19 protein-coding genes are annotated in these 18,976 nt (G+C 72.6%); 8 read left to right on the top strand and 11 right to left on the bottom strand.

Going from position 1 to position 18,976, the window contains the following annotated elements:
• Positions 1 to 38: 38 nt before the first annotated feature.
• A complete protein-coding gene (locus tag ACN28G_RS23595) occupies positions 39 to 1,571 on the bottom strand; it encodes a hydroxysqualene dehydroxylase (protein WP_421480349.1) in 1,533 nt (510 codons plus the stop codon).
• A gap of 110 nt (positions 1,572 to 1,681) precedes the next feature.
• Here ACN28G_RS23595 and ACN28G_RS23590 point away from each other — a divergent pair, with 110 nt between their 5' ends.
• Both ACN28G_RS23590 and ACN28G_RS23585 read left to right on the top strand, forming a co-directional pair.
• Positions 1,682 to 3,514 carry a potassium channel family protein gene (locus ACN28G_RS23590; protein WP_091444814.1) on the top strand — a complete coding sequence of 611 codons (1,833 nt, stop codon included), beginning with the start codon at positions 1,682 to 1,684 and terminating at the stop codon, positions 3,512 to 3,514.
• A 29-nt stretch (positions 3,515 to 3,543) separates the two neighbouring features.
• On the top strand, positions 3,544 to 4,017 hold the full coding sequence (locus tag ACN28G_RS23585; RefSeq protein WP_091447553.1) for a hypothetical protein: 474 nt from the start codon (positions 3,544 to 3,546) through the stop codon (positions 4,015 to 4,017).
• A gap of 328 nt (positions 4,018 to 4,345) precedes the next feature.
• Here the strand turns inward: ACN28G_RS23585 and ACN28G_RS23580 are convergent, their stop codons facing one another.
• Together ACN28G_RS23580 and ACN28G_RS23575 are read right to left on the bottom strand one after the other, a co-directional pair.
• Positions 4,346 to 5,596: an APC family permease gene (locus ACN28G_RS23580; RefSeq protein ID WP_421480348.1), complete on the bottom strand. Its 1,251-nt coding sequence runs from the start codon at positions 5,594 to 5,596 to the stop codon at positions 4,346 to 4,348.
• Positions 5,597 to 5,605: 9 nt separating this feature from the next.
• Positions 5,606 to 6,373 carry a phosphatase PAP2 family protein gene (locus ACN28G_RS23575; protein ID WP_421480347.1) on the bottom strand — a complete coding sequence of 256 codons (768 nt, stop codon included), beginning with the start codon at positions 6,371 to 6,373 and terminating at the stop codon, positions 5,606 to 5,608.
• A gap of 130 nt (positions 6,374 to 6,503) precedes the next feature.
• Here ACN28G_RS23575 and ACN28G_RS23570 point away from each other — a divergent pair, with 130 nt between their 5' ends.
• Positions 6,504 to 7,715: a DUF4032 domain-containing protein gene (locus ACN28G_RS23570; RefSeq protein ID WP_421480346.1), complete on the top strand. Its 1,212-nt coding sequence runs from the start codon at positions 6,504 to 6,506 to the stop codon at positions 7,713 to 7,715.
• 8 nt (positions 7,716 to 7,723) lie between these two features.
• Here the strand turns inward: ACN28G_RS23570 and nagA are convergent, their stop codons facing one another.
• Both nagA and ACN28G_RS23560 read right to left on the bottom strand, forming a co-directional pair.
• Complete coding sequence (gene nagA, locus ACN28G_RS23565) at positions 7,724 to 8,845, bottom strand: N-acetylglucosamine-6-phosphate deacetylase (protein WP_091444799.1); 1,122 nt, start codon at positions 8,843 to 8,845, stop codon at positions 7,724 to 7,726.
• Positions 8,842 to 9,948, bottom strand: a complete 1,107-nt coding sequence (locus ACN28G_RS23560; RefSeq protein WP_421480345.1) for an ROK family protein — start codon at positions 9,946 to 9,948, stop codon at positions 8,842 to 8,844. Before ACN28G_RS23560 ends, nagA begins: the two co-directional genes overlap by 4 nt.
• Positions 9,949 to 10,147: 199 nt before the next feature.
• Between ACN28G_RS23560 and ACN28G_RS23555 the strand changes: the two genes are divergently transcribed.
• The 4 genes from ACN28G_RS23555 to ACN28G_RS23540 all read left to right on the top strand — a co-directional run bounded on the left by ACN28G_RS23555 (position 10,148) and on the right by ACN28G_RS23540 (position 13,634).
• Complete coding sequence (locus tag ACN28G_RS23555; protein ID WP_421480344.1) at positions 10,148 to 10,933, top strand: DeoR/GlpR family DNA-binding transcription regulator; 786 nt, start codon at positions 10,148 to 10,150, stop codon at positions 10,931 to 10,933.
• A 241-nt stretch (positions 10,934 to 11,174) separates the two neighbouring features.
• Entirely contained in the window at positions 11,175 to 12,080 is a 906-nt protein-coding gene (locus tag ACN28G_RS23550) for an ATP-binding cassette domain-containing protein (protein WP_175440825.1), read from the top strand.
• Positions 12,077 to 13,090 carry an ABC transporter permease subunit gene (locus ACN28G_RS23545; protein WP_091447550.1) on the top strand — a complete coding sequence of 338 codons (1,014 nt, stop codon included), beginning with the start codon at positions 12,077 to 12,079 and terminating at the stop codon, positions 13,088 to 13,090. Before ACN28G_RS23550 ends, ACN28G_RS23545 begins: the two co-directional genes overlap by 4 nt.
• A gap of 154 nt (positions 13,091 to 13,244) precedes the next feature.
• On the top strand, positions 13,245 to 13,634 hold the full coding sequence (locus ACN28G_RS23540; protein ID WP_421480343.1) for a DUF3263 domain-containing protein: 390 nt from the start codon (positions 13,245 to 13,247) through the stop codon (positions 13,632 to 13,634).
• A 3-nt stretch (positions 13,635 to 13,637) separates the two neighbouring features.
• On the opposite strand, the gene ACN28G_RS23535 is transcribed toward ACN28G_RS23540, so the two are convergent.
• The 4 genes from ACN28G_RS23535 to ACN28G_RS23520 form a co-directional block, all read right to left on the bottom strand.
• On the bottom strand, positions 13,638 to 13,853 hold the full coding sequence (locus tag ACN28G_RS23535; RefSeq protein ID WP_421480342.1) for a hypothetical protein: 216 nt from the start codon (positions 13,851 to 13,853) through the stop codon (positions 13,638 to 13,640).
• Between the two features lie 200 nt (positions 13,854 to 14,053).
• On the bottom strand, positions 14,054 to 14,875 hold the full coding sequence (locus ACN28G_RS23530; RefSeq protein WP_091444779.1) for a MetQ/NlpA family ABC transporter substrate-binding protein: 822 nt from the start codon (positions 14,873 to 14,875) through the stop codon (positions 14,054 to 14,056).
• 26 nt (positions 14,876 to 14,901) lie between these two features.
• Entirely contained in the window at positions 14,902 to 15,558 is a 657-nt protein-coding gene (locus ACN28G_RS23525) for a methionine ABC transporter permease (RefSeq protein ID WP_091444776.1), read from the bottom strand.
• Positions 15,555 to 16,532 (bottom strand): methionine ABC transporter ATP-binding protein, encoded by a 978-nt coding sequence (locus ACN28G_RS23520; protein WP_421480341.1) that lies wholly within the window; start codon positions 16,530 to 16,532, stop codon positions 15,555 to 15,557. Before ACN28G_RS23520 ends, ACN28G_RS23525 begins: the two co-directional genes overlap by 4 nt.
• Positions 16,533 to 16,738: 206 nt before the next feature.
• Between ACN28G_RS23520 and ACN28G_RS23515 the strand changes: the two genes are divergently transcribed.
• Positions 16,739 to 17,242 carry a GNAT family N-acetyltransferase gene (locus ACN28G_RS23515; protein ID WP_421480340.1) on the top strand — a complete coding sequence of 168 codons (504 nt, stop codon included), beginning with the start codon at positions 16,739 to 16,741 and terminating at the stop codon, positions 17,240 to 17,242.
• A gap of 22 nt (positions 17,243 to 17,264) precedes the next feature.
• Here ACN28G_RS23515 and ACN28G_RS23510 read toward each other — a convergent pair whose 3' ends face one another.
• The gene (locus ACN28G_RS23510; protein WP_139135777.1) at positions 17,265 to 18,044 is read right to left on the bottom strand and encodes a hypothetical protein; all 780 of its coding nucleotides are present in this window, start codon (positions 18,042 to 18,044) and stop codon (positions 17,265 to 17,267) included.
• A gap of 28 nt (positions 18,045 to 18,072) precedes the next feature.
• The gene (locus tag ACN28G_RS23505; RefSeq protein WP_421480339.1) at positions 18,073 to 18,942 is read right to left on the bottom strand and encodes an aminoglycoside phosphotransferase family protein; all 870 of its coding nucleotides are present in this window, start codon (positions 18,940 to 18,942) and stop codon (positions 18,073 to 18,075) included.
• Positions 18,943 to 18,976 lie beyond the last annotated feature (34 nt).

Genomic DNA, 18,976 nt, shown 5'->3' with positions numbered 1-18,976 from the left:
GGCAAATGGGATGAGTATTCGCCGAGGGGGTGCCCCGCTCAGCTGCGGCCGGCGAGCAGGCCGCGCGGGCGGATCGAGCGGACCGGCTCGGCCGCGCCGCCCTCGGCCCGCAGGATGTGGTTCGCCGCGATGATCCCGGTCGCCGCGGACCGCTCCATCAACGCGCTGGGGAAATCCGTGGCGATGCCGTCGCCGGCCAGATAGAGGCCGTCGGCGTCGGTGCGTACCCCGGGGCGGGTGGCGTGGCTGTTCGGCGTGAAGGCGGGGGCCTGCGCCTCCACCCGGGCCCGCAGTTCGCGGACCCGCAGGCCGGCGAACTCCGGCCAGAGGACGCCCAGCTCCGCCCGCATCCGTTCGGCCAGCTCCTCGGCCGGCACCCCGGGCTCGCAGGCGTACGCGTGCAGCTCGACCACGGATCCGCCGGTGCGCTGGGCCCAGATGCGCGGTTCGTTCTCCAGCCGGTGGTACAGGGTCACCGAGTCCAGGGTGGCCTGCCGGGACACCCCGTTGAACACCGCCCGCCGCTGCGAGACGTCCCCCTCCAGCCAGTACCGGGCCACCGCGTACGGCGGACCGGGGGTGCCGAACGCGGGCATCCGCTCCACCAGCCCGGGTGCCTGGTCGGCCAGCCCGGGGGAGGCCTTGACCAGCGCGGCCAGGGCCGGCGGGTCGACCGCGAGCACCACGTGCCCGGCCGGGTACGTCGTGCCGTCGGCGCTCTCCACCTGCCACCGGTCACCGTCGCGACGCAGCGTGGTCACGGCCGAGCCGGTGAGCACCTGTCCGCCGTGCCGTTCGACGTGCCGGGTCAACGGCTGCCAGATCGCCGTGGCGTAGTCCTCGTCCGGGCAGTCGAAGGCCAGCCCCTCGGAGTTGCCGAGCAGGTAGAAGTGGAACTGGGCGACCATCTCGGCGGCCGACATCTGCGCCTCGTGGTTGAAGAACGAGTGCGAGAAGACCTCGAAGAGCATCGCCCGGGCCCGGTCCGGCAACTTCAACGAGTCGAGCAGCTCCTCGGCCGTGGTGCCGTCCAGCTCCGCGTACGTGCGCACCGGATCGTAGGTGAGCAACGGCAACGCGGCGTCCCGGTCCATCTGCCGCAGATCGCCCAGGCGCAGGCTGGGGCTGCGGGCCAGCAGGCTGAGCAGGTTCAGCGGCGGGGCGGGCGGCAACTTGCCGAACTCCTCGGTCGGCCACTGCGCACTCAGGATCGGGTAGCCCGGGATCGGCTTGAGGAAACCCAGTCCGGGATCGATCCGACGCAGGATCGACCGCCAGTTGTAGTACTGCCGGAAGAAGGCGTGGAAGCCGTGCTCGTTCATCTGGCGGGTGCCGTCGGCAAGCGTCTCCGGCCACGCGCCGAGTCGCCCACCGAGGGTCGGCGCGGCCTCCAACACGGTCACCCGTACGCCGCGCTCGGCGAGCACCACCGCCGCCGACATGCCGGCGATACCGCCGCCGACCACCACCGCCTCGACCGGGTGCCGGACCCGGCGCGGGCCGCCGCCACCCGGGTCGACCTGGTGTTCGCGTACCCCGATGAGCCGCCCGAGCTGCTGCGACAGTGTCATGTGCACCTTCCCGCTGTTGGATCTCCAGTCTGCCGCACGCGTTAGGAAGGGTCCCTTGTACATCCGAATGCGTTAATAGGGGGCCCTTCCTTCGGGTTAGGATGCGGCGCATGTCGGAGCCGTTGCGGGATCTCGCCCGCCGGGCGGTCGAGTCGGGGTGGCGGCGGCGGGGTAACGGCGACCCCCGCCCGCACTACGTGGTCTGCGGCCAGGACGCGTTGGCGTACCACGTGGTCAAGCAGTTGCTCGCCACCGAGCTGCGGGCCGGCACCGTCCGGGTCACCGTGGTCGTGACGCAGCGGGGCGGCTCCGACGGCCCGGACATCCGCTCGGTACGGGGCATCCGGATCGTCAGGGCCGACCGGTTGGACGAGGAGACGTTCCGTCGGGCCGGGCTGGTCGGCGCGGACGGGTTGGCCCTGCTGCACCAGGACGACGTGGGCAACATCCACGCCGCGTACTGTGCCCAGGCCGTCGACCCGGAGGTCCGGCTGGTCCTGCGGATGTTCAACACCCGGTTGGCCGGCGGTGTACGGCAGCTCTTCCCCTCCTCGGCGGTCCTCTCCGACGCGTCGATGGCCGCCCCGGCGTTCGTGGCCGCCGCGCTCGGTGAGGTCGCCCCGACGTACTTCCGGCACCAGGGGCGCACCCTGCAGGTGGCCCGGCGGGCCGACGTCCGGCCGGAGGACGTGGTGTGCGGGGTGGCCGACATGCGTGACCCCCGGTTCGTCCGGGTGCTGCCCGCCGACGAGTCCACCGCGGACGTGGTGCTGGCCGAGGCGACCGGCCAGCCGACCGGCACCGAGCTGGCCGCCCGTCGGCTGGTCGCGGCCCGCCGTCGCCGGCCGCTGCTGATGACGGTACGGGCGCTGCGCAGCTTCGCCAGCCGCAAGCTCGGCATCGCCACCATCGCGGTGCTGGGCGTCATCGCGCTGCTCGGTTACCTGATCTCCCGGGCCGAGGAGGTGTCGCCCGGCGAGGCGCTCTACCTGACCCTGGTCACCACGCTCAGCGGCGCCGACCCGGACACCGGCAAGGACGCCGCCGCGCAGATCATGCAGGTGGTGCTGAACCTGGCCGGACTGGCGCTGATCCCGCTGATCACCGCCGTGGTGGTCGACGGGATCGTCAACGCCCGGCTGGCCCTGCACGCCGGGCGGGCCGAGGCGGAACGCTCGGGCCACGTGGTGGTGGTGGGGTTGGGCAACGTCGGCACCCGGGTGATGGCCCAGCTCAGGGACTTCGGCGTCGAGGTGGTGGCGATCGACAAGGACCCGGAGGCCCGGGGTGCCGCTCTGGCCCGCCGGCTCGGGGTGCCGCTGATCGAGGGGGACGCGGCGCTGGAGGAGACCCTGCGCGCGGCCTGGGTGCAGACCTGCCAGGCGCTGGTGGTGGTCTCCACCGACGACGTGGCCAACCTGCAGGCCGCGCTGAACGGCCGGGCGGTCAACGACGACCTGCGGGTGGTGCTGCGCCTCTTCGACGACGACTTCGCCGAACGCATCTCCAGCGCCTTCGACATCGGCATCTCCCGCAGCGTCTCCTACCTGGCCGCGCCCTCGTTCACCGGTGCCCTGCTGAACCGGGTGGTGATCGCCACCATCCCGCTGGAGCGGCACGTGCTGGTCGTCGCCGAGGTGCCGGTGGCTGCCGGTGCCGCGCTCGACGGGGCCCCGCTGGCCGAGGTCGACCAACCCGAGGGGGTACGCCTCATCGGTCACACCCCGGCCGGTCAGGTCGGCCAGTCCGGCGTGGACTGGTCACCCGACGCCCGGATGGTGATCAACGCGGGGGACCGGCTGACCGTGGTGGCCCGCCGGGCCGGGCTGAGCTGGCTGCTGCGGCAGACCTCTCCACCCCCGCCGGTGCTCCCGCCGACTCCCTCCACCCCACCCGCACCCCGCACCCCGGGCCCCGACCGAACTCGTCCGGAAGCTCCGTGACGAGCGACTTCCACGGTAGTGTGGAGGTCATGACGGCGGCGTATGAGGAACTTCCCTTCAGTGAGTTCCTGCATCGGCCGGCGGCTGCCGCCGACCGGCTCCAGTCGGTCCGTGCGCTACGGCTCCGGCGGCGGGACGCCAGCGATCTTGCCCTCACCCACGCCGACCAGCTTGAGCGCGACGCGGTAGTCATCGATTTCACCTCGCGGCTGCTGGCCGGGCTGGTGCGTTCGGAGTCGCACGAGGTGGTCCGTCGGGTACTGGGTGAGGCCCTCCCGTGGGTGGCGTTCCTGCCTGCCGAGGACGTGGATCAACTGCTCAACGAGCTGATCGCGGTGGCGCAGGGTGCAGCTTCGTTGGAGACGCTCAACCCGGTCGCGGTGCTGCTGACCCAGTGGCGACACACCGCCGAGGTCTACGCCGATCCGACCCTGCTTGAGCTGGTCACCCGGGAGTCTGACGGCGACCTCGGACCGGTGCCCGTGCCGGAGGGCCGTCAGTGAGTCCCAAGCGGGGAGACCGGGCCGCCCCGCCGGCCGTCGGGAACGAGTTCGAGTTGCGTTTCGCCAGTGCGGCTGCGGCCGAAGGGTGGGAGCAACTGGCTCGCCAGGCACCGACGAACCTCCGGCGGGCATTCGAGACAATCAGGACGGATCCCCGATCCAGGGTCTCTCCCGATCGGCACCACCGCCTGAAGGGCTCACTGGGCTCGGGCCTCTGGAAGGGCGAGGTATGCGAGCGTTGGCAGTACGAGGTGACCGGCGGCGGCCGGATCTGGTATCTCGTCGATGACAGCCGGCGGGTGGCCTGGTTGACCTACGCCGGCACCGGTCACCCCCGGGAGACGGCGTGACGGGTGAGGGCGTACCAGGCGGTGCCGAGGGCGAGCACGCAGAAGCCGGCGAGCACGCTGACCGGCGGTAGGTTGACCGCCAGCACCAGGCAGCCGACCAGCCCCGACACGGCGAGCAGTCGTACCGGCAGCCGCCGGGCCGGATCGCGGCCCAGGGTCAGCGCCGCGGCGTTCGTGATCGCGTAGTAGACCAGCACCGTGCAGGCGGAGAAGCCGATCGCGCCCCGGACGTCACCGAGGGCCACCACCACGATCACCACCGCGGCCACCGTCAGCTCGGCGCGGTGCGGGACCCGGTGGCGCGGGTGCACGGCGGCCAGCGCCCCGGGCAGGTCGCGGCGGCGGGCCATCGCCAGCAGGGTCCGGGACACCCCGGCGAGCAGCGAGAGCAGCACCCCGGTCACCGCGACCGTGGCCCCGACCCGGACCAGCCAGGCCAGACCGGGCAACCCGGCGACGCCGACCACCTCGGCCAGCGGGGCGGCGGACCCGGCGAGCCGGTCGACGCCCAGCACCCCGAGTGCCACCACCGCCAGGACCAGGTAGATCACCAGGACCAGCGCCAGCGCCAGCGGCACCGCCCGGGGGATGGTCCGTTCCGGGTCGCGGACCTCCTCGCCGAGGGTGGCGATCCGGGCGTACCCGGCGAAGGCGAAGAAGAGCAGCCCGGCGGCGGTGAGCACGCCGCGCACGCCGGTGCCGCCGAGGTCGCCGAGGCGGTCCGCGCCGAAGTCGCCGCCGGTCAGCCCGACCACCGCCACGGTGGCCAGCACGCCCAGGGTGAGCGCGACCAGGATGCGGGTGACCGCCGCCGTCCGGCCGATGCCGCGCAGGTTCACCCCGGTCACCACCAGGACCGCCCCGACCGCGACCAGCCGGGCCCGCCCCGGCCAGAGGTACGCCCCGATGGTCAGCGCCATCGCCGCGCAGCTGGCCGTCTTGCCGACCACGAACCCCCAACCGGCCAGGAAACCGGCGTACGGGTTCAGCCGCTCCCGCCCGTACACGTAGGTGCCGCCGGACTCCGGGTAGCGGGCGGCCAACCGGGCCGAGCTGGTGGCGTTGCAGAAGGCGACGAAACCGGCCAGGACCAGCGCGACCAGCAGCCCGGCCGCCCCGGCGGAGGCGGCGGCCGGGGCGAAGACCACGAAGACGCCCGCGCCGAGCATCGCCCCCAACCCGACGACCACCGCGTCGGGTACGCCCAACCGGCGGGCCAACTGTGTCACGGAGGCAGGCTAAGGCGCGGTGGTGAACGGGCGGTCGAATTCCCGTAACCGCCCGGGCAGCGGCAGGTCGTCCCAGGGCACCCGGTGCAGTAGCCGGTCCAGCAGCAGCCCGAGCAGCAGCCCGGCGACCGAGTCGGTAAGCCAGTGCCAGCCCAGGTAGGTGGTGGTGAACAGGACCACCACCGGGGGCCCGATCCGCAACGCCAGCACCAGTCGGGGCGGCATCCGCCGGCCGAGGGTGGCCAGCAGCGGGGCGAGCAGCAGCGCCAGCACGCCGTACCAGACGATCGCATTGGCCACGTGCCCGGACGGGTACGACTGGGCGAACCGCACCGGTAGGTCGTCGGCGAAGAGCGGCAGGGTCCGCTCGACCGGCAGGTACGGCTCCTTGACGCTGGCGCTCGGCGCGGGGCGGGCCGTCCAGACCTTCAGCGGGCCGATGGTGAACGTGGTGAGCGCGAACGCGGCGACCGGCACCAGCAGCGGGCGCACCGAGCGGAGCCGGACCGCCAACAGCACCGCCAGCCCCGCCCCGAGCAGCGTCAACGGGCCACCCTGCCCCAGGTAGTTGAAGACCACCGCGGTGTGGAAGGCGGCCGGCGGCCGGTGCCCGGCGGCCCACTGGTCGACCGCCCGGTCCAGCCCGAACAGCAGGCCGTTGGCGAGCGCCACGGTGATCGCCACGAACCCGACGAGCAGGAGTACGTCGAACCACCACCCGGCCGGGCGGACCGGGCGCAGCCGGGCTCCGGGTCGTACCGTCGGGGTGTCTCGCACCCGACCACGCTACCGGCCCCGGTCGGTGGGCGGTGCCGGGCGGCCGGGGTCGGGCGGTGACCGGGTGCGTGGCTGTGTGCCGAACCACGATTGAGGGCGATGTCTGCGGTCAGCCGTCAAACTGGTCTGCGTGCGGATCACCTCAGCCCTCGTGGACCCGGCGCTGCTCGACCTGCCGTGGTCGACGCCGTTGGAGCAGTGGCCTGCGCAGCACCTGGTCGCGCTGCCGCAGGGCATCTCCCGGCACATCGTCCGGTTCGTCCGGCTCGGCGAGTACGTCTACGCCGTGAAGGAGACCGGCGAGCGGGTCGCCGAGCGGGAGTACGACCTGCTGCGGGCGTTGGAACGGATCGACTTCCCCTCGGTCGAGGCGATCGCCATCGTGGCGGACCGGCAGAGCGACGACGGGGAGCCGCTGGACCCGGTGCTGATCACCCGGCACCTGCAGTTCTCCCTGCCGTACCGGGCGCTCTTCTCGCACACGCTGCGCCCGGAGACGATGGGCCGGCTGCTCGACGCGCTCGCCGCGCTGATCGTCCGGATGCACCTGACCGGTTTCTTCTGGGGTGACTGCTCGCTGTCCAACACGCTGTTCCGCCGGGACGCCGGGGCGTTCGCCGCGTACCTGGTGGATGCGGAGACCGGGGCGCTGCACCGGTCGCTCTCCAACGGCCAGCGTGGCGAGGACCTGGAGATCGCCCGGGTCAACATCTTCGGCGAGGCGTTGGACCTGCAGGCCGCCGGGCTGCTGCACGAGTCGATCGACCCGGAGGTGGTCTGCGAGGAGGTCGTCCGACGCTACGAGCGGCTCTGGCACGAGATCACCTACGAGCAGCGGATCGAACGGGAGGCCCGGCACGACATCGAGGGGCGGATCCGTCGCCTCAACGAGCTGGGGTTCGACGTCGCCGAGGTGGCGATGTCGACAATCGACGACGGGCGGTACCTGGTCCGGCCGAAGGTGGTCGACGCCGGCTACCACACCCGGCGGCTGCTCCGGCTGACCGGCCTCGACGCGGAGGAGAACCAGGCCCGCAAGCTGCTGAACAACCTGGACGCCTACCGCGCCGAGAGTGACCCGATCGACGAGCAGCAGGCCGCCCACCGGTGGCTGACCGAGGTCTTCGAGCCGGTGGTCCGGGCGGTGCCCACGCACCTGCGCCGCAAGCTGGAGCCGCAGGAACTCTTCGCGCAGATCATCGAGCACAAGTGGCTGCTGTCGGAGCAGGCCGGCCGGGACGTGGGGATGGCCCCGGCGGTGCAGGGCTTCCTGGCCGACGTGCTGGTGCACCGCCCCGACGAGCAGGCGGTGCTCGGCGTCGACCTCACCGGCACGGGCTGAGCCGGCGCTCAGTCCACCCAGGCGCCGGCCCGCATCACCCGTACCACGTCCAGGTTGTCGTCCAGCACCACCAGGTCGGCACGCAGCCCCGCCTGGAGGGCGCCCACCCGGTCGCCGAGGCCGATCGCCCGGGCCGGGGTGGTGGCCACCATCCGGGCCACGTCGACCATGGGCAGCCCGGCGGCGACGGCGTGCCGCAGGGCACCGGCCATGGTCAACGTGCTGCCCGCGATCGCCCCGGCTCCGGCCCCCGCCCCGGCGAGCCGGGCGGTGCCGTCGACGACGGTGACCGCCTGGCCGCCCAGCTCGTAGCTGCCGTCGGGCATGCCGGCGGCGGCCATCGCGTCGGTGACCAGGGCGGTCCGCTCCGGGCCGGCGACCGAGGTGGCGAAGGTCAGCGTGGCGTCGTGCAGGTGCACCCCGTCGGGGATCAGCTCGCAGACCACGTGCGGCGCCTCCAGCAGCGCCGTCACCGGGCCGGGGTCACGGTGGTGGATCGGGCGCATCCCGTTGAACAGGTGGGTGCCGACGCTCGCCCCGGCCGCCACCGCCGTCCGGGTCTGCTCGTACGTGGCGTCGGTGTGCCCGATCGCGGCGACCACCCGGTGCCCGGTGAGCAGGCTGATCGCGGCCAGCGCCCCCTCGCGTTCCGGGGCGAGGGTGACCATCCGGACCGCGCCGGCGCCCAGCTCGATCAGCTCGGCCAGCTCCTCGGTGGACGGGTCGCGCAGGTACTCGGGGTTCTGCGCCCCGCACCGCTCACCCGACAGGTACGGGCCCTCGAAGTGGATGCCGGCCAGCACCTGCTCGTCGACCAGCGGCGCGTACGCCACGGTCGCCGCCCGCAGCTGCTCGAACGGCGCGCTGACCAGGCTGGCCAGCAGGGTGGTGGTGCCGTGGCGCAGGTGGAACCCCGCTGCCTGGCGGGCGGAGTCGGCGTCGCCGGTGGTGAAGGTGTGCCCGCCACCGCCGTGGGTGTGCATGTCCACGAAGCCGGGGAGGATCCAGTGCCCGTCGCGCGCCGACGGGTACTCGGCGACCGCCGTGACCCGGTCTCCGTCGATCTCCACGCACCCCTGCCGGATCACCCCGGTCGGAGTCACCACCTTGCCGTTCACCCGCAGGGTCATAAGGGCTCCTGTCTGTCGTCGCTGGGTCTGGTCTGCTCGGTGTCGAGGGTGTCGCCGGCCCCGGCGGACGAGCCGGCCGGCCCGCCGGCGTGCAGGACGTCCAGGGCATGCAGGGCCGCGCCGAGGCAGCCGGCCTGGTCGCCCAAAGCGGCCGGCACCAGGTGCGGCTCCCGGTGGAAGGTCAGCCGGTCCCGCAGTGCCGCGCGCAACGGCGTGAAGAGCTGGTCGCCGGCGCGGGCCAGGCCGCCGCCGAGCACGATGGTCCGCACGTCGAGCAGCGCCTGCCCGGTGGCCAGGCCGTCGGCGAGCGCCTCGACCGCCTCCCGCCAGACCCACCCGGCCAGCTCCTCGCCGGCGGCGGCCCGCGCGGCCACCTCGGCGGTGCTCACCGCGGGCTGGCCCGCCGCGCCGGTCGGTTCGCTCGCCCCGGGCAGTGCCGCCGCGCCGGCCGTCCGTGCCGGATCGTCCGCCCCGTTCGGGGCGGAGAGCTGCGCGTACCGGCGGGCGATGGCGGCGGCCGAGGCGATCGCCTCCAGACAGCCGACGCGCCCGCAGCCGCAGGGCGGGCCGTCGGGACGTACCAGGATGTGGCCGATCTCCCCGGCGGCGCCGTGCGCGCCGGCGGCGGCCGTCCCGTCGACCACGTGCGCGCCCGCGATGCCGGTGCCCACCGCGACGAAGAGCACGTGCCCGGCGTCGCGGCCGGCCCCGAGCCGGGCCTCGGCCAGGGCGCCCACCCGCACGTCGTGGCCGAGCGCGGCGGGCAGTCCGAGCCGCTTCTCCGCCAGCTCCCGCAGGGGTACGTCCCGGAAGCCGACGTTCGCCGACCAGACCGCGACCCCCCGGGCGGAGTCCACCACCCCGGGGACGGCGAGGCCGACCGCGACCGGGGTGAACCCGCCGGCCCGGGCCCGGTGGGCCAGCGCCTCGGCGACGTCCAGGATGGTGGCGATCACCGCGTCGGGGCCGCGCCCGGCGTCGGTGGGGTGTCGTTCGGTGTGCACAGCGGTGCCGTCCGGGCGGACCAGGGCGCACTTCATCCCGGTGCCGCCCACGTCGAGCGCGACGACGACGTCCTCGGGCCGGCCGGCGGCGTACGCCATCAGGGACTCTCCTCATCACGGAGGTAGTGCGCAATACGGTTCAATACCACCGTCTTTCGCGCGTTATTCTGCGCGAAGTGGGGTGACCGTGGCAACCGGGAGACCGATCGCGCAGGTCAGGGTTTTGCACCCGGCTAGTTTCGCGCACTACTGTGCACGCGAGCAATCACCGAACGCGCCGTCACTGGGAGGCCCCGGGGTGGACCGCTACGCCAGATGGAACGCCCTGCTGGAGATGCTTACCGAGAACGGCCGGGTGAGCGTCGAGGAGGCCGCCGAGCGGCTGGACGTCTCCCAGGCCACCATCCGGCGGGACTTCGACCAGCTCGGCCAGCAGCAGATGATCACGCGTACCCGGGGTGGGGCGGTGGCCAACGGCGTCTCGTACGACCTGCCGCTGCGGTACAAGACCGCCAAGCACTCCGCCGAGAAGCAGCGGATCGGGGCCGCCGCCGCCGCGCTGGTCTCCCCCGGCACCGTGGTCGGCCTCAACGGCGGCACCACCAGCACCGAGGTGGCCCGGGCGCTGGCCGTCCGCCCCGACCTGAACACCAGTGCCGAGGGCGCCCAGCTGACCGTGGTCACCAACGCCCTGAACATCGCCAACGAGCTGCTGGTCCGCTCCCGGATGAAGGTGGTGGTGGCCGGCGGGGTGGTCCGACCCAAGTCCTTCGAGCTGGTCGGCCCGCTGGGCGGGGCGCTGCTGCGGGAGGTGACCCTGGACGTCGCCCTGCTCGGGGTGGACGCGATCGACCCGCAGCTCGGCGCCGCCGCCCACCACGAGGGCGAGGCGGCGATGAACAACCTCATGGTGGCCCGGGCCAAGCGCGTCGTGATCATCGCCGACTCGTCCAAACTGGGCGGTCACGCGTTCGCCCGGATCTGCCCCGTCGACCGGGTGGAGACCCTGATCACCGACGCCGGCGCGGCCCCGGAGCTGGTGGAGAGCTTCCGCAACGCCGGCGTAACCGTAATCTGCGCCTGACCGTTAAGGAAGGGCCCCTTCTTAACGCTTTCGGTAGAGCCGGGTACCCCGCTCACTCCTCCCCGACGCGCCGATGCATACCGAGTATTGCCATCACCTGCATACCGCGTATGGTGTCCGTCGTCACCAACGCTTGATCGGGGGAGGTGCAGCCTTGCCGGCTGTCCTGGAGATAGAGGGACTCCGTAAGACGTACCGAAGTCGTCGACGCGGCACCCGCCACGCGCTCGACAGCTTCGACATGCGGGTCGAGGCGGGCCAGGTGCACGGCTTCCTGGGGCCCAACGGGTCGGGCAAGACCACCACGCTGCGTACCCTGCTCGGGTTGATCCGCCCCGACGGCGGCCGGATGGGCATCCTCGGCCACGAGGTGCCGGCGGCGCTGGCCGCGGTCGCCGGCCAGGTCGGCGCGATCGTGGAGAGCCCGCAGTTCTTCGCGCACTTCACCGCCCGGGACACCCTGTCGCTGCTGGCCGGCGCGGGCGAGGTGCCGCAGCAGCGGGTCGACGAGGTGCTGGAACTGGTCGGGCTGCGCGACCGCGCCGGCGAGCGGGTCAAGACGTACTCGCTGGGCATGAAGCAGCGCCTCGCGGTCGCCTCGGCACTGCTCAAGAACCCGAAGCTGCTGATCCTCGACGAGCCCGCCAACGGCCTCGACCCCGGCGGCATCCGGGAGATGCGGACCCTGACCCGCAACCTCGCCGAGTCCGGGATGACGGTGGTGCTCTCCAGCCACATCCTCGGCGAGATCCAGCTCATCTGCGACTCGGTCACCATCATCTCGCTGGGCCGCCGGGTCGCGTTCGGCCCGGTCGAGCAGGTGCTGGCGCAGCACTCCACCGCCGCGCTCCGGGTCCGCCTGGAGGCCGCCAGCGACCTGCCCGTCGCCACCGACACCCTGGTACGCGCCGGAGTCACCGTCACCGGCCACCCCGACCACCTGATGCTGGCCGGGGTGGACAAGCCGGCGATGGTCAGCCGGCTCCTGGCCGAGCAGGGCCTCTACGTCAGCGAGCTGGCTCCGGTCGCCGTGGACCTGGAGAGCGTCTTCCTCGAACTGACCGCCACGGCACCGGTTCCCGGTCAGCACCGGCAGGTCGACGAGTCCACGAAGGTCGGCGGCGCGGGGGGAGGGTGGGGCGCGTGAGCCTCTACCGTACGGAGTTGCGCCGGCTGGTCAAGCGGCGGTTCACCCGGTACATGACGCTGCTCGGCCTGCTGGTGCTGGCCGCGGTGGTGGTGGGGCTGTTCGCCACCAACCAGAAGATCGGCGCGGAGCAGCTCGCGCGGGCCGAACGACAGGCGGAGCAGAACTACCAGGAGCAGGTCCGCTGGGCCGAGCGGGAACGCGCCGACTGCGAGCGGGCCAGGGCCAGCGGTGCCGACGACGAGCGGTACCCGCCGGACTGCGCGGCCATCGAGGCACCGCCCCGGGAGAGCTTCGAGACGGAGTGGTTCCTGCCCGCCACGTTCGACCTGCGCGGCAGTTTCGAGGAACTGGCGGTGGCGTTCACCGGGATCCTGGCGATGGTCGGGTTCGCCGTCGGGGCGTCGTTCGTCGGGGCGGAGTGGAGCAGCGGCGGCATGATGAACCTGCTGCTGTGGCGACCGCGACGGCTGACCGTACTGCTCACCAAGCTGGCGGCGCTGCTCACCGGGGTGCTGGCGGTGACCGTGCCCACCGCGTTGCTCTGGACCGCCGGGTTGTGGCTGACCGCCACCTTCCGGGGCAGCACCGAGCAGATGACCTCGGGGGTGTGGCAGTCGTTCGCCCTGACCGGGCTGCGCGCACTGCTGCTGGTGCTGGTCGTGGCGGCGTGCGGATTCGGACTGGCCTCGCTGGGCCGGCACACCGCGATGGCCCTCGGCGGGGCGATCGGGCTGGTGGTGGTGGGCCAGTCCGGCCTGGGCATCCTGCTCGCCATGGCCAACGTACGGTTCGTCGAGGCGTGGCTGCTGCCGACGTACGCGGTGGCCTGGCTGCAGCAGAAGGTCACCCTGCAGGACTGGCAGGCGTGCAGTGCCAGCTATACCGGTGAGTGTGAGCCGGCCACCTTCGACGTCACCTGGCAGCACTCCTCGGTCCTGTTCACCGTCGGCCTGGTGGTGATCCTCGGCGCGGCGCTCTGGACGATGCGTCGGCGCGACATCGCCTGACAGTTGGCGCCAGGCGGTTCCCTGATCGACCGGGGAACCGCCTGGCGGCGTCCCGCCGTGCCGGCTGATGCGTTCGGGGTCTGCCCTGGTTACGCTGGTCATCACCGGTTGGCGTGGCCTGTGCCGGCCGGTCCCGTCTCTCGTGAGGAGCGCCATGCAGCCCCCCGACGCCGCTCCGACCACCGGGGTCAGCGTCCCACCACCCCGCACCGCCCCCGACGCCGAGCAGGTTCCCGCGGCCAGCGCCGAGGTCGCGCAAACTGCCGGTCGTACCGTCGAGGCGACCTCGACCTCGGCGGGCGCTGAGCCCGCCCCCGCGCTCAACGAGCGGGAGATGCGCATCCTCGCGTTCGAACAGCAGTGGTGGCGGCATGCCGGCGCGAAGGAGCAGGCGATCCGGGATTCCTTCGGCCTCTCCGCGACCCGTTACTACCAGTTGCTCAACGGGCTGCTGGACAATCCGGCCGCGCTCGCGGCCGAGCCGCTGCTGATCGGCCGGCTGCGCCGGTTGCGCTCCTCGCGGGCCCGCAACCGGCGTCGTTGACCGTCAGTGCTTCTCGTAGCTGCGTAGGCCGTTACCGATCGCGAAGAACGTCGGGGCCCACTCGCCGATGAAGATGCCCCAGCGGTCGGCCCGTGAGACCCCGGCCCGCTCCAGGTGCTTCGACAGGAACCAGCTGGTGAAGGAGAGACCGATGCTGACGAAACCCGCCAGGTATGCGTGCTCGGCCTTGAACCCGGACTCGTGCAGCCGCTCCAGCATCTGCGTTCTCCCCCCCGTCGCGACGAACTGGCTTCCCGCCGAACCGCGGCGAGGCTGCCGACCGAGACTGACGTTACCTTCCGTCATCGATCGGCAGCCGATAGTTGCGGCTTTCCCGTCTCCGGCCGATGTCCGAGGGGCGGCGGGGTGCCCAGGCGCCGGTGCGGATACCCGGCAGCGGGCGGACCTCCCGCTCCGGATCAGAAGGCGGGCAGCACCGAGCCCTGGTACTTGCCCTCGATGAACGTCTTGACCTCGGCGGAGTGCAGCAGCTCCTCCAGCTTCACCACGCGCGGGTCGTCCTGGTCGCCGTCGCGGACCACCACCAGGTTGGCGTTCGGGTTGTTCTCGGCCTTCTCCAGCGCGAGCGCGTCGGTGGCCGGCTTCAGCCCGGCCTCGATGGCGTAGTTGCCGTTGATCACCGAGGCGTCGGTGTCGTCCAGGCTGCGCGGCAGCTGGGCCGCCTCCAGCTCCCGGAACTGGAGCTGCTTCGGGTTGTCGGTGACGTCCCGCTGGGTCGCGGAGGTCCCGGCCCCGTCGCGCAGGGTGATGACCCCGTGCTGGGCGAGCAGGTTGAGCGCCCGGCCGGAGTTGGTCGGGTCGTTCGGGATCGCCACCACCGCGCGTTCCGGCAGCTCGGCCAGGGTCTCGGTCTTCTTCGAGTACAGGCCGAGCGGTTCGATGTGCACCGGGGAGAGCGCGGTGAACTGGTAGCCCTTGGCCTGCTTCTCGGTCTCCAGGTACGGCACGGTCTGGAAGTAGTTGGCGTCGAGCTGCTTCTCCTCGAGCGCGCGGTTGGGCTGCACGTAGTCGGTGAACTCGACGATCTCCAGGTTGAGTCCGGCTCCGGCGGCCAGGTTGTCCTTGATGTAGGTGAGGATCTCGCCGTGCGGCACCGGGCTGACGCCGACCTTCAGCGGGGCGTCCGGCGACGCCGCACTGCTGTCGGAGTCGTCGGATCCGCAGGCGGCGAGGCCCAGGACGAGCGTGGTCGCGGCGAGTACTGCGGTGAGGCGTCGCACGATGGGTGCCCTTCTTCGGAGTTGGTCTATCGGTGGGCCAGGCGGCGGGCGAGGATGTCGCCGACCATCTGGACGAGTTGGACGAACGCCACCAGCAGCACCACGGTGGCGATCATGATGTCGTTCTCGAAGCGCTGGTAGCCGTAGCGCAGCGCGAGGTCACCGAGGCCGCCGCCGCCGATAACCCCGGCCATCGCCGAGTAGCCGATCAGCGCGACCACGGTGAGGGTGAGCCCGGCGACCAGGCCCGGCCGGGCCTCGCGGAGCAGCACCTTGCCGACGATCTGCCGGCGGTTGGCGCCCATCGCGTGGGCGGCGGCGACGACGTCCCGGTCCACCTCGCGTAGGGCGGTCTCCACGATCCGGGCGTAGAACGGGATCGCGCTGACCGTCAGCGGCACGATCGCCGCGGTGGTGCCGATGGTGGTGCCGACCACCGCCCGGGTGAACGGGATGATCGCCACCAGCAGGATGATGAACGGCAGCGAACGCCCGATGTTGACCACGATGCCGAGCAGCACGTTCACCGGCCGGGCGGCCAGCAGGCCGCCGGCATCGGTGAGCACCAGTCCGACGCCGACCAGCAGCCCGCCGAGCGCCGCGAGCAGGGCCGCCACCCCCACCATGTACGCCGTCTCGCGCAGCCCCTGCCAGAGCAGCTCGACCAGGTCCGGGGCGATCATGCCGGCACCTCCACGGTCAGCCCGGTGGCCCGCAGGTGGGCCACGGCGGGGGCGGTCTGTTCGGGGTTGCCGGGCAGCGCCAGGCGTAGCCGTCCGGCCCGGCCACCGGCGAGCTGCTCCACCGCGCCGCCCAGGATCCGTACGTCCAGGTCGTACCGGCGGGCGAGGTCGGCGACGAAGGGCTGGTCGTCGGAGGTGACGGTGACGTCGACGACCGTGGTGTCCGGCAGGACCGGCGGCGGGCCGAGCGGGAACACCTCGGCGGCCAGCTCCGAACCGGGTCGGGCGATCAGCTCGGTGACCGGGCCGGACTCGGTGAGCCGGCCGTCGCGCATGACGGCGGCCGAGTCGCAGAGCCGCTTCACCACGTCCATCTCGTGGGTGATCAGCAGGATGGTCAGGCCCAGGCGCTGGTTGAGGTCGCGCAGCAGGCCGAGGATCGACCGGGTGGTCTCCGGGTCCAGCGCCGAGGTGGCCTCGTCGGAGAGGAGCACCTTGGGGCGGCCGGCGAGGGCGCGGGCGATGCCCACCCGCTGCTTCTGCCCGCCGGAGAGCTGCGCCGGGTAGGCGTCGGCCCGGTCGGCGAGCCCGACCAGGTCGAGCAGTTCGGCCACCCGACGGGCCCGTTCCGCCCGGCCCACGCCCATCACTTCCAGGGCGAAGGCCACGTTGCCGGCGGCGGTACGCGAGCTGAGCAGTGCGAAGTGTTGGTGGATCATGCCGATCCGCTGCCGGGCGGCGCGCAGCCGGTCACCGGCCAACCCGGTCAGCTCGACCCCGTCGACCGTGACGCGGCCCTCATCGGGGCGTTCCAGCAGGTTGACGCAGCGCAGGAGGGTACTCTTACCAGCTCCGCTGCGGCCCACCACGCCGAAGACCTCACCGGCGCGTACGGCGAGGTCGACGCCGTCGACCGCGACGACCGGGCGCCCCTTGGCGCGGTACGTCCGGCGCAGCCCGTCCAACTCGATCACGTGGGGTCCTCGTCGGTGTGTTTCGGGAACGGACATGACTTCCGATAATGCCTATCGGGTTAGTAGGTTAATCCGTGAATCGGCTTTTGCCACCGGAGGGTGAGGGGGAACACGCCTGGTCCGACCGGCCGTATCACCCTCGCCGTACCGGCAGACGGTGGGTGTCGGGGTGGACGACGGCGACCCGGCGCGGCAGACTGCGGCACGTGGCGGGTGCGGTACGGCTGGAGCCGGTGGACGAGCGCAACCTGGAGCCGTTGCTCTCGGTGGCGGCGGCCGAGGCCGACCCCGAGGACGTCATGCCCCCGGTGGCCGCTCCGGCCGGCTGGTCGTTGGCCCGCCGGGACGCGTTCCGCGAGTTCCACCGGGCCAGCTTCGGCGGCCTGGACGGCCCCACCCGCACCCGGATGTACGCGATCCTCGCCGCCGGTGAGGTCGTCGGCATGGTCCGGATGGCCCGCCGCGACGGGCCCGGGACGGTGGAGACCGGGATGTGGCTCGGCCGCTCGGCCCGCGGTCAGGGCCTCGGCGCGGCAGCCCTACGGGAGCTGCTCCACGCCGCCGCGGCGGCCGGCATGCACACCGTGGTCGCCGAGACCACCCCGGACAACGTCCACGCCCTCGCGGTACTGCGCAAACTCGGCGCGAAACTCCGCGAGGACGGCGACCGGGTGCACGCCGAGATCTCCCTGGACACCCCGCAGCCCTGAATGCGGATCGCCGCCGCCAACCTCACCGTCCGACAGACATCCGGCGACCCACCGTGCCGCTCGGCGTCGCAGCCGACTGCGGGGGCCTGGCCGGGGCGGGCCGGGAGCCGGTCCGGTTCTGCCCGGGGCTGGTGAGGGCGGCGGCGAGAGCGACGGGCGTGGTGCTCTCCGGCCGCTCTGCGGTGGCGGTACTCGGGGCGGACGCCGGGCCGGCGCCAGCGTCGCGCCGCTTGATGCGCAGGGCAATGTCCGGGTCGGGTGGATCGCCGGTGAGTGCGGCTCGCTTGCGCGCGAAGTGTCGTCGCATCGTCGCCCGCCGGGCGACCACTTTCGGGTCGTCGTCGTCACGTCGTTGACGACGGCGAACGCCGCTCGGTTCGGGCGTTGCGCCGTTGGGTCTGCGGCGCAGCGCCGCACCCGGATCGGGGTCCTGGCCGTCGCGTGCGGCCTCCTTGCGGGCCAGGTGCCGTCGCAGGGCGGCCCGTGCGGTGACGACCTGCGGATCGGTGTCGTCCCGAGGGGTACGGCGTAGGGCCACCGCCGGGTCGGCTTCCTCGCCCTTGAGCGCAGCTCGTACCCGCGCGTAGCGCCGACGTTCGGTGGCCCGCTTACGGGCCTTCTCGTTCTCGTGCTGCTGCAGGAACAGCGGCAGGTCAGTTGGGCTGGGTGAGCCGAGATCGAGGCCGTCCAGGTCGTCGAACCCCACCCCGCCGTGCTCGACCGCATCGACCGGAACATCCGACAGGGTGACCAGGGTGGAGTCACGCATGACCTGCCCCGTCTGCCCTCCCTGGGTCGTCACGAGGCGAGCTTACGGGAGATGACTGAGTTCAGTGGTCGAGGATCGCCGCCAGGCGGTTGCGGTGCCAGTAGTACGGGATGCCGCTGGCGGCGACCGCGATGGCCCAGGCGCGGGCCCGGGCCCAGGTCAGCTCGTCCAGGGCGAGGGCATCCCAGTACGCGTGACGGGCCGGGGCGGGTAGATCCCAGACCGGGGCGTGCTCGGCGTCGGGAAAACCGATCGACAGGCCACCGAAGTCGATGACCGCGTGCAGCCTGCCGGCGCGTACCAGGAGGTTTGTGGGTTTGAGGTCGCTGTGCAACCAGACCTGCGGCCCGGACGGCTCGGGCAGGGTGAGCGCGGCCCGCCACCACCGTTGCAGGGTCTCGACGTCGAGCTCCCCGCCGACGAGGGCCCGGCAGTCGGCGAGGGCGCTGCCGACCCACTCGTCGCAGGCCCGCATGCTGCCTCCCCGGTACCCGCCCAGGTCGCCCGTGCGGGTCGCCCCCATCAGATCGATGCCGTGCAGCTCGCGGACGACGGCTGCCAGGTCGCTGCCGAAGGACGACCAGTCCGCGACGGTGTCCGGTCCGGCCTCGGTGCCGTCGATCCACCGGTAGACCGACCACGGCAACGGGTACGCGCTGGTGGGCGTGCCGGCGTGCCGGGGCTCGGGGACCACACACGCCAGCAGCGGCGCCAGCCGCGGCAACCACTGCTGCTCCTTGCGCAACGGTCCGGCCTTCTCGGCGGTACGCGGCAGCCGTACCAGCAGTTCTTCGCCGAGCCGGTACATCACGTTGTCGGTGCCGGCACCCGCCGGCGACAGTGGCAGACCGGCCCACTGCGGGCCCTGCTCCGCCAGCAGCGACCTGACGATCGTCTCGTCGATGGGAACCTCGTCCTGGTGCAGCGTCACCACGCGATTCTTGCCCCCGACGCCGGGACAAGCC

The organism is Micromonospora sp. WMMA1923 (genome assembly GCF_049179195.1).
Classification (GTDB): Bacteria; Actinomycetota; Actinomycetes; order Mycobacteriales; family Micromonosporaceae; genus Micromonospora; species Micromonospora yangpuensis.
Note: the sequence above shows the minus strand (reverse complement) of the source record. Positions and strands in the feature narration are given on the sequence as shown.